Source organism: Streptococcus mitis (assembly GCF_047464035.1).
GTDB classification, from domain to species: domain Bacteria; phylum Bacillota; class Bacilli; order Lactobacillales; family Streptococcaceae; genus Streptococcus; species Streptococcus mitis_DX.
In genome coordinates this window covers 1-12,384 of record NZ_JASHCQ010000002.1, presented here as the reverse complement: position 1 = coordinate 12,384, position 12,384 = coordinate 1, and the positions used below count along the sequence as shown (strand labels likewise).

Here is a 12,384-nt window from a genome sequence, read left to right as displayed (position 1 = left end):
ATTATGAAACAAAGTAAAATGCCTATCCCAACGCTTCGCGAAATGCCAAGCGATGCTCAAGTTATCAGCCACGCTCTTATGTTGCGAGCTGGTTATGTTCGCCAAGTTTCAGCAGGCGTTTATTCTTACCTACCACTTGCTAACCGTGTGATTGAAAAAGCTAAAAACATCATGCGCCAAGAATTCGACAAGATTGGTGCCGTTGAGATGTTGGCTCCTGCCCTTCTTAGTGCAGAATTGTGGCGCGAATCAGGTCGTTATGAAACTTATGGTGAAGACCTTTACAAACTAAAAAACCGTGAAAAATCAGACTTTATCCTAGGTCCAACTCACGAAGAAACCTTTACAGCTATTGTCCGTGATTCTGTTAAGTCTTACAAGCAATTGCCGCTTAACCTTTATCAAATCCAGCCTAAGTATCGTGATGAAAAACGCCCACGTAATGGACTACTCCGTACACGTGAGTTTATCATGAAAGATGCTTACAGTTTCCACGCTAACTATGATAGCTTGGACAGTGTTTACGATGAGTACAAGGCTGCTTATGAGCGTATTTTCACTCGTAGTGGTTTAGATTTCAAGGCTATCATCGGTGACGGTGGAGCCATGGGTGGTAAGGACAGCCAAGAATTTATGGCCATTACACCTGCTCGTACAGACCTTGACCGATGGGTTGTTTTGGACAAGTCAGTTACCTCATTTGATGAAATTCCTGCAGAAGTGCAAGAAGAAATCAAGGCAGAATTGCTTAAATGGATGGTTTCTGGTGAAGATACCATTGCTTACTCAAGTGAGTCTAGCTATGCGGCCAACTTGGAAATGGCAACAAACGAGTACAAACCAAGCAACCGTGTTGTCGCTGAAGAAGAAGTGACCCGTGTTGCAACGCCAGATGTTAAATCAATCGATGAAGTTGCAGCCTTCCTCAATGTTCCAGAAGAACAAACAATTAAAACCCTCTTCTACATGGCAGATGGTGAGCTTGTTGCAGCCCTTCTAGTTGGAAATGACCAACTCAATGAAGTTAAGTTGAAAAACCACTTGGGAGCAGATTTCTTTGACGTTGCAAGTGAAGAAGAAGTGGCGAATCTTGTTCAAGCAGGATTTGGTTCACTTGGACCAGTTGGTTTGCCAGAGAATGTTAAAATTATTGCAGATCGTAAGGTGCAAGATGTTCGCAATGCAGTTGTCGGTGCTAACGAAGATGGCTACCACTTGACTGGTGTGAATCCAGGTCGTGATTTTACTGCAGAATATGTGGATATCCGTGAAGTTCGTGAGGGTGAAATTTCCCCAGACGGGCAAGGAGTCCTTAACTTTGCGCGTGGTATCGAAATTGGTCATATCTTTAAACTCGGCACTCGCTATTCAGCAAGCATGGGAGCAGATGTTTTGGATGAAAATGGCCGTGCTGTACCAATTATCATGGGATGTTACGGTATCGGTGTTAGCCGTCTCCTTTCAGCAGTGATGGAGCAACACGCTCGCCTCTTTGTTAACAAAACGCCAAAAGGTGAATACCGTTACGCTTGGGGAATCAATTTCCCTAAAGAATTGGCACCATTTGATGTTCACTTGATTACTGTCAATGTCAAGGATGAAGAAGCGCAAGCCTTGACAGAAAAGCTTGAAGCAAGCTTGATGGGAACAGGTTACGAAGTCTTGACAGACGACCGTAACGAACGTGTCGGAGTCAAATTTAGCGACAGCGACTTGATTGGATTGCCAATCCGTATCACTGTTGGGAAGAAAGCAGCCGATGGCATCGTAGAAGTTAAGATTAAAGCGACTGGTGACACCATCGAAGTTCATGCAGATAACTTGCTCGAAACGCTTGAAATCCTCAGCAAGAAATAAAAACTATAATCAGAAGAAAAACAAGGAAAAAATGTAACTAGTTTTTACCTTGTTTTTTCTGTATAATGGGAAAAATGACTAGATAAAGAGGTAAATGTATGCTAAGATTTCCAAAGGATTTTGTCTGGGGATCCTCTACTTCTGGACCACAAACAGAAGGACGTGTAGCTGGTGACGGTAAGGGAGATAATCTCTGGGATTATTGGTACCAAGTGGAGCCAAATCGTTACTATAATGGGATTGGTCCAGATAAAACATCAACCTTTTATGAAAACTGGGAAAAGGATATTGAGCTACTGTTAGAGACTGGTCATACGGCCTTTCGGACTTCTATTCAGTGGTCACGGATTTTTCCACAAGGGCGTGGAAAAGTCAATGCTCAAGGTGTGGATTTCTATCGTAAGGTTTTTGAGGCTATTAAGGCTAAGGGGATTCGTCTTTTAGTCAATCTTTATCATTTTGATTTGCCTTTTGCCCTTCAAGAGGATGGTGATGGTTGGGAAAATAAGGCGACTGTTTCAGCCTATGAAGACTATGCTCGTTTTTGTTTTGAGATTTATGGAGATTTAGTGGATCAATGGATTACCTTTAACGAGCCAATAGTTCCAGTAGAATTTGGCTATTTTTACGATGCCCATTATCCACATAAGGTGGATGCAGAGGCAGCCGTTAAAGTAGCTTATCATACACAATTGGCCAGCAGTCGGGCGGTTAAGGCTTGTCATGAACTTTTGCCAGATTCCAAGATTGGGATTGTCTTAAACTTGACACCGGCTTATCCACGTAGCCAGCATCCTGCTGATGTCAAGGCTGCTAATATTGCGGACCTTTTTCAGGCCCAATCTTTCTTAGATCCGTCTGTTTTGGGGACTTATCCACAGGAGTTGGTAGAAATCTTACATGAATACGGTCTCTTGCCTGATGCTACAGAGGAGGAGTTGGATATCATTCGTGACAATACTGTGGACTTCCTTGGTGTCAACTACTATCAACCTTTGCGTGTTATGGCTCCTCGATTTGCGAAGCATCCAGAGAGTCCTCTCTTACCAGAACATTTTTACGAGCCTTATGTGATGCCTGGACGTAAAATCAATCCTCATCGTGGCTGGGAGATTTATGAGCAAGGGATTTATGACATTGCCCAAAATATCAAGGAAAATTATGGTAATATCGAGTGGATGTTGACAGAGAATGGTATGGGTGTTGAAGGGGAAGAAAAATTCCGTGAGAATGGAATGATTCAAGATGATTACCGTATTGACTTTGTAAAAGGTCATCTTCGCGAACTTCACCGTGCCATTGAAGACGGAGCCAATTGTAAGGGCTACTTGATTTGGACCTTTATCGATTGCTGGTCATGGCTCAATAGCTATAAAAATCGCTATGGCTTGGTCGAATTAGACTTGGAAACGCAAGAACGTCGTCTGAAGAAATCAGGGCACTGGTTCAAGGAATTAAGCGATAATAATGGATTTTAAAAAGGACTCTGACTGATTATCCTAATTGGTCAGAGTCTTTTGCTAACAGGAGCGTAATTTGAACTATACCAATTTTTACTCTTGACAAGTGAAAGAAACAAGTATATACTGTTTTTGCTGATTCTATAAAAGAGGAATTAGACTATACCAATTTTAAGGAGAAAGCACAGCTGGTCTGTGTCGTATATACTATGTGTGGAATTGTTGGTGTTGTTGGAAACACAAATGCAACTGATATTTTGATTCAAGGGCTTGAAAAGCTCGAATACCGTGGCTATGATTCTGCGGGGATTTTTGTCCTAGGTGGTGCTGAAAACCACTTGGTGAAGGCTGTTGGTCGTATCGCAGAATTGTCTGCTAAGACAGCTGGTGTTGAGGGGACAACGGGTATCGGACATACTCGTTGGGCTACTCACGGAAAACCAACGGAAGACAATGCTCACCCACATCGCTCTGAGACTGAACGTTTTGTTTTGGTGCACAATGGGGTCATTGAGAACTACCTTGAAATCAAGGAAGAATACCTTGCAGGTCACCACTTTAAGGGGCAAACAGATACTGAAATCGCTGTTCACTTGATTGGAAAATTTGCGGAAGAAGAAGGTCTCTCTGTTCTTGAAGCCTTCAAAAAAGCTCTTCACATCATCCGTGGTTCTTATGCTTTTGCCTTGGTTGACTCACAAGATCCTGAAGTCATCTACGTAGCTAAAAATAAATCACCACTTTTGATTGGTCTTGGAGAAGGCTATAACATGGTCTGCTCAGATGCGATGGCTATGATTCGTGAGACCAACCAATACATGGAAATTCATGACCAAGAGTTGGTAATCGTCAAGGCTGATAGCGTGGAAGTTCAAGACTATGATGGTAATAGTCGTGAGCGTGCTAGCTACACTGCTGAGCTAGACTTGTCAGATATCGGTAAAGGAACTTACCCTTACTACATGCTTAAGGAAATTGACGAGCAACCAACTGTTATGCGTAAACTCATCCAAGCCTACACAGATGAGGCTGGTCAAGTAGTAGTAGACCCAGCTATCATTAAGTCTGTTCAAGATGCAGACCGTATCTACATCCTTGCAGCTGGGACATCTTACCACGCAGGATTTGCTTCTAAGAAAATGTTGGAAGAATTGACAGATACACCAGTTGAACTTGGAATTTCATCTGAGTGGGGTTACGGTATGCCACTTCTCAGCAAGAAACCACTCTTCATCTTTATCAGTCAGTCTGGTGAAACGGCGGATAGCCGTCAGGTTTTGGTCAAGGCTAATGAAATGGGAATCCCAAGCTTGACAGTGACAAACGTACCAGGTTCAACTCTTTCACGTGAAGCCAATCATACCATGCTCCTTCATGCAGGTCCTGAAATTGCCGTAGCATCAACAAAGGCTTATACAGCACAAATTGCAGCCCTTGCCTTCCTTGCAAAAGCAGTTGGAGAAGCGAACGGCAATGCTAAAGCGCAAGACTTTGATTTAGTTCATGAGTTGTCAATCGTAGCTCAGTCTATCGAATCAACTCTTTCAGAGAAAGAAACCATTGAAGCCAAGGTTCGTGAGCTTCTTGAAACAACTCGCAATGCCTTTTATATTGGGCGTGGTCAAGATTACTACGTAGCTATGGAAGCAAGCCTTAAACTCAAAGAGATTTCTTATATCCAGTGTGAAGGCTTTGCGGCAGGAGAACTCAAGCACGGAACTATTGCTCTTATTGAAGATGGAACGCCTGTTTTGGCCCTCTTGTCAGATCCAGTTCTTGCCAACCATACTCGTGGAAATATCCAAGAGGTCGCAGCCCGTGGTGCCAAAGTCCTCACTATCGCAGAAGAAAATGTTGCTAAAGAGACAGACGACATCGTTCTTACGACCGTCCACCCTTACCTCTCACCAATCTCAATGGTTGTGCCAACGCAATTGGTCGCCTACTTTGCAACCCTTCACCGTGGACTTGATGTGGACAAACCACGTAACCTTGCTAAGTCAGTAACGGTAGAATAAGCTAAAAAAGTCTAGTTATCTAGGCTTTTTCTTGTGAGCAAATTGGTTGCTTGTACTCAAGATTCGTGTTAGAATAATTTTCCAAATTGAAGGACAGAGGTAGACAGGGAGAATCACAATGGTAGAATTGGGAATTTCAACATTTGGGGAAACAACGGAGCTTGAAGGAACTGGACAGACTTACAGTCATGCCGAACGTATTCGCCAGTTGGTGGCAGAGATTGAACTGGCTGACAAGGTTGGTTTGGATGTGTATGGGATTGGTGAGCACCATCGAGCGGATTTTGCGATATCTGCTCCAGAGATTGTTCTGGCAGCTGGGGCAGTCAATACAAAGAAAATCCGTTTGACCAGTGCAGTCAGCATTCTCTCAAGTATGGATCCGATTCGCTTGTTCCAACAGTATGCCACTATTGATGCTTTGTCAAATGGACGTGCGGAGATTATGGCTGGAAGGGGTTCTTTCACGGAATCTTTTCCCTTGTTTGGATATGATTTGAAAGACTACGAAGCCCTTTTTGATGAGAAATTAGACTTGCTTCAATTAGTCAATGAAAAGATAAAACTAGATTGGCAAGGTCGATTGACCCAAACAATCTCTGGCAAAGAAGTTTATCCTCGTCCAGTTCAGGACAAATTGCCCTTGTGGATAGCGACAGGTGGTCATGTCGAATCAACTGTGAAGATTGCTCAGGCTGGTCTACCGATTGTTTATGCTATTATTGGTGGCAATCCGCGTTATTTTAAAAAGTTGATTCAGGCTTATCGTGAGATTGGAAGCGAAGCGGGTTATGCCAGTCAGGAACTAAAGGTTGGAGCTCATTCTTGGGGTTGGATTGCTGAAGATGGTGAGCAGGCTGTAAAAGATTATTTCCATCCGACTAAGCAAGTGGTGGATGCTATTTCCAAAGACCGTCCGCACTGGCAGGAATTGCGTTATGAGCAATATTTGGAGCAAGTTGGGCCAAATGGTGCTATGTTTGTGGGCAATTCAGATCAGGTGGCCGAAAAATTGATTCGCATGATTGAAGACTTAGGTTTGGATCGCTTTATGTTGCACCTACCGCTTGGCTCCATGCCTCATGAACAAGTCCTGAGAGCTATTGAACTCTTCGGTACACAAGTTGTACCCAAAGTACGGGCTTATTTTGCCATGAAAGAGGCTTAATAAAAAATCCTAATCAGGTTTATTAGGACAACAAATATTGTACAAAAATTAATCCCCCGAGCTATAATGCTTGGGGGATTGTTCTATAGGAGGGCTAGTTTAGTTCTCTTTTTTGTTTTTTAGCAAGAACCCGAGACCTAGAAGGGCGAGGAGACTAATTCCTGCAAACAGGAGTTTGTGATCGTTTTTGGTTCCTGTATTTGGAAGTTCAGCTTGTTTAGCTAGGGGTGCAGGTGTATTATCCTTGCTAGAGTTTTCTACCGATTCGTTTTGAACCGCTTCTTTCACAGATGATGGCTGTGCTTCTTGTGTTGGTTGTTCAGCTTGTGAATCGGTTGTAGCTTGGCTAGGTTTATTTTCCGCATCAGCTACTTTGGCATCTGGTTTAGTAGAGTCAGCTTTAGTTTGTGGAGCTGGATCTTGCTGTTCGGGTTTGACTACTCGGTTTGACATATTGTCTTGGATATTATATTGCCCTTGTTCTTGTTTTAAGCTAGAAAGGTCAAATTCTGGTTTATCCTCCACAGCTGGGGCAACGATGGCACCGCCTTGAGAGACTCGAAGAACAGTAGCTGTAAGGGCACTTAATTTCAAGCCTTTTTCAGTCCATTCGAGTCCTTTCGGGTTGGCAATTCCTACTGGTCCTGCTTGGTTTTCATCTGCCAAAACTTCAGCATTTCTGAGGTGGGCAAAGGCGGTTCCCAAATTAAATTCGCGGGCTTTTTCGTCAGCATTGACAAAGACTGCGTAGATATCACCGTTTGGAGCAGTAATTTGGTAGCCAATTACCACGTCCTCTTTTGCCACACCATTTTGGCCTGGAACAGTGATGAGGTGGACACGGTCTTTGATATCTTGGAGACTCTTGAGTCGGAAGGCATCTGTAGATTGACGAAGGGCAATCAAACCTTTCATATAGTCACGACTCTTGACATTTTCAGGATATGCTTTTCCATCTGTAGCCTTAGTCCAGTCAAATTTGTTGACAGCATCGCTAGAATCGTAAGAGTCATGGATGAAGTAAGGATAGTCAAATGGATTGCCGTCCTTATCACGCAACAAGTGAGATTTGTTTGGAACCTTATCCTCTGCTACTGGAGTCTTGTAGGCTGGGTCACGGAATTGTTTAGTGCGACCATATTCCTGACCGGAGTGGATAAACGGAGTTCCTTGAGCTGTCAAGACCATGAGGTTTCCAAGTCGCAAACGACGGTGGATTTCAGCATAGTTCTCAGCCTTGCTTGGGTCTTTTTTGATAGATTGGGCGATGATATCAAAGAGGGTCAAGTTATCATGGGCTGCGATGTATTGGATGACATCTCCAGGGCTGTCAGCTTCAAAGTTGGTTGGTTGAGCAATGATATTTTTGAAGATGGTGTTGATATCACGCTTGCCACCTGTGATAAAGGCAGGTTGACCTTCGTTTGGATAACCAGACTTGAGGTTGTTACGAATGTCATCTGAAAAGACAGCGACTGTATCGGTATGTTTCATCCAATCTTGGTCAGCAGCTTTAGTAGGCATGTTTTCATCACCGGCATAGGTTCTCCAACCTTCACCAAGCATGATTAAGTGTGGATTGAGGGCGCGTGCAGCCTTGTATGCTTCTTCGATAGAAGCTGCATCATGGTCTCCCATCATATCGAAACGGAAGCCATCTACTTTGTAGGTATCAACTAGATATTTGATAGAGTCAACTAGGAGCCGTTTGGTCATATGGTGAGTTGTTCCCAAACGTCCACCACCAAAGCTAGTGCGAGGTGTCCCATCAGCATCCATAAAGTGGTAGTAATTTGGTTCTAAATCTTCAAAGATATCGACTTTGGCTGTATGGTTGTAAACTACGTCCAGGATAGCTCCCATGCCACGTTTGTGGATCTCATTGATGAGGTTTTTAAACTCTGCGATTCGTTTTTCTGGATTCTTAGGATCGCTTGAATACATACCAGTCAATGAGAAGTAGTTTTGAGGGTCATATCCCCAGTTGTAGTTGCTGTTGCTTGAAGCATAGTCAGACAAGCGTTCATGGTTTTTCAATTCATTGACAAAGTAGTAAGACAAGACTGGAAGGAGCTGGATGTGGGTTACACCCAAGTCTTTGAGATAGTCTAGTTTTTCAATAAAGGCTTCAAAAGTCCCAAATGGTTTGGTCAAGTCTTTTGCGATGGCAGGATCTGAAGTGAAGTCACGCACATGAGCTTCGTAGATAACGGCATCTTCACGAGTCTTGAAGTTGTGAATCTTACCATAAGTCAAGTCTTGAGGTCCTAGTTTGGCTGGATCTACAAAGGCGGCTTTAGCCACTTTATGGGCATCGTCAATCTTGGCATCGTCACTATTCCAAGCAGCGAGGGACTTAGCGTAAGGATCGAGTGCAAGAACAGTTTTACCTTGACGCTCGATTTGGTATTGATAATAGTATCCAGTGAAATCTGTAATTCCTAGTTTGTTTGTGCTATCTAGAGTTTGTTTCCAAGTTCCTCTTTCCCCTTTTTCAAGAGCGACAGTTCCAACCACTTTTTCAGGGTCATTCTTGTCGTAGACAACAACAGAAACCTTATCAGCACTTGGTGACCAAAGGGTCAAATCAACTTGTTTTCCTTCTTCTTTTAAGTCAGCTCCAAGTTTGCCATCATAGCTGTAAGTCTCATCTTTAAGGCGCCAGCTTGTTTTGGTAGTGAATTTGTCAGAGTTGTAGCTAACGGTATAAGGATGCTTTGTGTCAGAGAAATCTCCGCTGTAGGTCACTTTCTTACCAGCTTCATCGATTGCAACATCAGTGATAGTTACTTTGTTTCCTAGATGATTAGTGATGTTGGAGTGTTTGAGGATATCTTCTTTTTTAGCACCGACAAGTGTTGAAAAACTACTCTCAATGCTAGAAGTTCCTACGTGTTGAGCTCCTGTCATGCGGATATCGTGCACATAGTAGGGGTTGGTGTAGATGGTTTCGTCATCATCTTTTAGGAAAATTTGGCTATGATTTTTCAAATCTGTGAACTTATAATCTTCTTTACGGATTTTCACATCGTCTCCTTGTTTCTTTCTGTCTAGTAATAAAAATCCAAGATCTTTAGCTGCATCTTTGAGTGGAATATCGATATAGCGACCATATTTGCCTGTAGCCGTAAAGTCTGTTCCGTTAGGCCATTCACCACTACTTGGATTTTTCACATCTCCCCAGTACCAGAGAGATTTCTTGTCATAGTTGCCATCTGTACGGTAGTAGTTGACGCGAATAGTTCCTGCAGGTTGTGGCTCGTAAGAGAAAACCTTGTGATCTTGGTCCAACCAAGCCTCATTCATCTTTGGTGCTAGTTTTTCTACCGATTTATCGCCGGTTAGATTTTTTCCAGCTGTATTATTGATGAGGAAGCTAATTTTTTTGGCTTGTTCTCCCTTTAATTTGACATCTAGGTAGTAGCCGTAGTCATCTTTTTTGGCATCCTTGAAGGACAAAGCTCCGTTAGGCCAGTTTTCAGAAGGTTTTTCAACATCATCCCAAGTCCATAGTCCTTGACTATCCTTGTTTTCTTCAGGAAGTTTTTTGACGTGGATACGGAAGTAATTGTCTTCGATTGGCTCTTCTGCCTTAGTTTCAGTTGTAGTAGAAGTAGTCGGCTCGCTTGAACGATCTTGTCCGGTTTGTGGTGCTGAATCAGTAGGGCTTGCAGCAGGAGTGGTTGGCTCTGTTGCAGGTTGTTCTTCTTTTTTCTCTAGGGAAGCGTTTGCATTTTCAAGTGAAGAAATATCACTTTCTTTCTTACCAGTGCTCGTTGATGTATCAGTAAGAGGTTGGGCAAGGGAAGTAGTAGTTTCACTATTACTTGCGTTAGTGGTTGTAGTATTTTCGTTGGCTGAGATAGTTGGTGTAGCCATGGCAAGCAGAACAAGGCTTGCGCCGATAAGGACAGAACCAGTTCCATTTTTGAGGGAACGGATGCTGTAAACCATTTTTTTCTCAGTGTGAGATGGTGTTTTTCTCATAATGATTCTCCAATCAATAAATTTCTATATCAGTATAGCACTTAGTAAAATAAGACGCAAGCGTTTTCCTAAAATTAAAATAAAAGAAAAAATCGCAACAAATTTTGTTACGATTCAGCCAGTCTTTCTTTATGAATTTGAGAAGCCAGAAGGTGAAGATGGTGGAATAATTCTGAAGTAGAGAAGTTGTGATTATAGATAATTGGTTTAGAAGAGTTGGTGACAGGAAAGGTAGTGATAACAATATCGTGAGGAATTTGATTGAGAATTGAGAATGAAATACTAGATTCTTCCCAAGAATCAAAGAGATAGAGATTATTGCCGTAGTGAGCAAGGGTCTCGATGAGGTTTTGTGCGTGATGACTATCCAGATGACTAATGACTAAAACACGTATTTTGGGAAGTTTTTGAAGCAGTTGGACTAAAATTCGTTGCCCTTGGATAGAAAAGGTGTAGATAAGTTCTTGTAATTTAATGGGGTGATTTTCCAGTCCCATCTCAGTCAAATAAGATTGGAATTTGTGTTGACTTACTTCAAATAGTTTTGGAAATTCTACTTGATAACTGCTTAAAATTTGGGATTTCTGTCTGTCGAGAGACTGGTTACTGAGTAAATGGAAGAAATCAGATTGGGCAGTGTAGTGGATGAGCCAAATCAATTCTTCGCGATTTTCAATCTGTAGGTGAAATTCTTTAGCTAGTTCTTCTAGGATTTTGCTCAATAAACGGTAAGATTTTTGGATATGTTGAATATCACCCAGTACTCCATTGCTAGGATTGTTTGTGATTTGAGGAGACTTTACTGGGTTTGAAAATAGCTGTTTCAGTGTTTCCTTTGTAGCTTCAAAATGGAGCTTTTTAGCTAGCTTTTTGATATCTTGTTTAAACTGGGGAATCTGCATGAGGGAGCTGTAATGACTGGTTAAGAGCGGACTAGGATTTTCAATGAAATGATTCTTGTTAAAACGCTCTAGATTGATAGCTAGTGTATATTTGATTTGCCGTAAGCTACTGAGGTTGGGTGAAACTTGTTGGGCGTCCAAAAATAGCTGAATCAAGTGAGTGAGTGATTCTTCAGAAATAGAAGGGAAGGGCCAATCAAGAAAGTCGTAACTTTGGCTAAAGTAGTCTAGATAAAAGGCACGAATGCCCTCTTCTTCTCCCTCCATGACTAAAGGGGAAAGTTGGATACTGATGCCATAATGTTGTGGAAGTTTAGTATTTAGATGTTGGATGATTTCCTGAACTCGTTCGCAACTCATCACAAGTTCTTGACACATTTGCACGAGTGATTGTCCCTCATTGAAAAACAACTGGTTCAAAAAAGAATAGGTTTCAGATTGTTTAAAAATCGCAATCCTGGGATTCAAGGTGTTTTGGACTTCAAACTGCAATTGAATGCCTTTTTTTCTTGATTGAAGCAGGAGGTTAGGAAACAATTGCTCGAGCTTAAAAAGGTGTTCTTGCAATTCTTCGATTGAAAAATTCAGCTTCTCAGCCAAGACTGGAATTTCTATCCAATCATGGTGTTTGGTTAATTCTTCCAGTAAGAATAGCAAGTCTTGTTCAGTTTTAGACAGCAAGATATTCATCATAAACCTCCCTATATATTTATACATATATATTAAAATAAAGGCCTGGTAAAGTCAAGAAAAACAACCTAGGATAAAATAGGAAAATCTTAATTTACCATATTTTTGTGAACTACTAAACTGAAAATGAAGTTTGCAAAGCGATCGTTGAATTTAATTTTTTTATAGGAAAAGATTTGGTAAATTCGCAAACTAAGTTCCACCGCTAGTAGAAGTGGAAGTTAGTCTGATAAAAATCCTAAAAACCAGTGGAAATCCGTGTCAGGGTAAGTTCCACTGGTTTTACTAATGCTTGATTTCAT

6 protein-coding genes are annotated in these 12,384 nt (G+C 41.9%); 4 read left to right on the top strand and 2 right to left on the bottom strand.

Going from position 1 to position 12,384, the window contains the following annotated elements:
- Positions 1-3 precede the first annotated feature (3 nt).
- The 4 genes from QM818_RS00890 to QM818_RS00875 all read left to right on the top strand — a co-directional run bounded on the left by QM818_RS00890 (position 4) and on the right by QM818_RS00875 (position 6,503).
- A complete protein-coding gene (locus QM818_RS00890; protein ID WP_414299794.1) occupies positions 4-1,857 on the top strand; it encodes a proline--tRNA ligase in 1,854 nt (617 codons plus the stop codon).
- A 98-nt stretch (positions 1,858-1,955) separates the two neighbouring features.
- A complete protein-coding gene (bglA, locus tag QM818_RS00885; protein WP_084947823.1) occupies positions 1,956-3,335 on the top strand; it encodes a 6-phospho-beta-glucosidase in 1,380 nt (459 codons plus the stop codon).
- Between the two features lie 191 nt (positions 3,336-3,526).
- Positions 3,527-5,335: a glutamine--fructose-6-phosphate transaminase (isomerizing) gene (gene glmS / locus QM818_RS00880; protein WP_084928779.1), complete on the top strand. Its 1,809-nt coding sequence runs from the start codon at positions 3,527-3,529 to the stop codon at positions 5,333-5,335.
- 118 nt (positions 5,336-5,453) lie between these two features.
- Positions 5,454-6,503, top strand: coding sequence for an LLM class flavin-dependent oxidoreductase (locus QM818_RS00875; RefSeq protein ID WP_261017504.1), 1,050 nt, complete (start codon positions 5,454-5,456; stop codon positions 6,501-6,503).
- 99 nt (positions 6,504-6,602) lie between these two features.
- Here the strand turns inward: QM818_RS00875 and QM818_RS00870 are convergent, their stop codons facing one another.
- Positions 6,603-10,490, bottom strand: a complete 3,888-nt coding sequence (locus QM818_RS00870) for a pullulanase (protein ID WP_414299793.1) — start codon at positions 10,488-10,490, stop codon at positions 6,603-6,605.
- Between the two features lie 107 nt (positions 10,491-10,597).
- The gene (locus QM818_RS00865; RefSeq protein WP_414299831.1) at positions 10,598-12,082 is read right to left on the bottom strand and encodes an AcpB/EbpR/MafR family transcriptional regulator; all 1,485 of its coding nucleotides are present in this window, start codon (positions 12,080-12,082) and stop codon (positions 10,598-10,600) included.
- Positions 12,083-12,384: the final 302 nt, after the last annotated feature.

Coding starts and splice junctions, on each gene's coding strand:
- QM818_RS00890 (WP_414299794.1), top strand. CDS start 4: ATGAAACAAAGTAAAATGCCTATCCCAACGCTTCGCGAAATGCCAAGC.
- bglA (WP_084947823.1), top strand. CDS start 1,956: ATGCTAAGATTTCCAAAGGATTTTGTCTGGGGATCCTCTACTTCTGGA.
- glmS (WP_084928779.1), top strand. CDS start 3,527: ATGTGTGGAATTGTTGGTGTTGTTGGAAACACAAATGCAACTGATATT.
- QM818_RS00875 (WP_261017504.1), top strand. CDS start 5,454: ATGGTAGAATTGGGAATTTCAACATTTGGGGAAACAACGGAGCTTGAA.
- QM818_RS00870 (WP_414299793.1), bottom strand. CDS start 10,490: ATGAGAAAAACACCATCTCACACTGAGAAAAAAATGGTTTACAGCATC.
- QM818_RS00865 (WP_414299831.1), bottom strand. CDS start 12,082: ATGAATATCTTGCTGTCTAAAACTGAACAAGACTTGCTATTCTTACTG.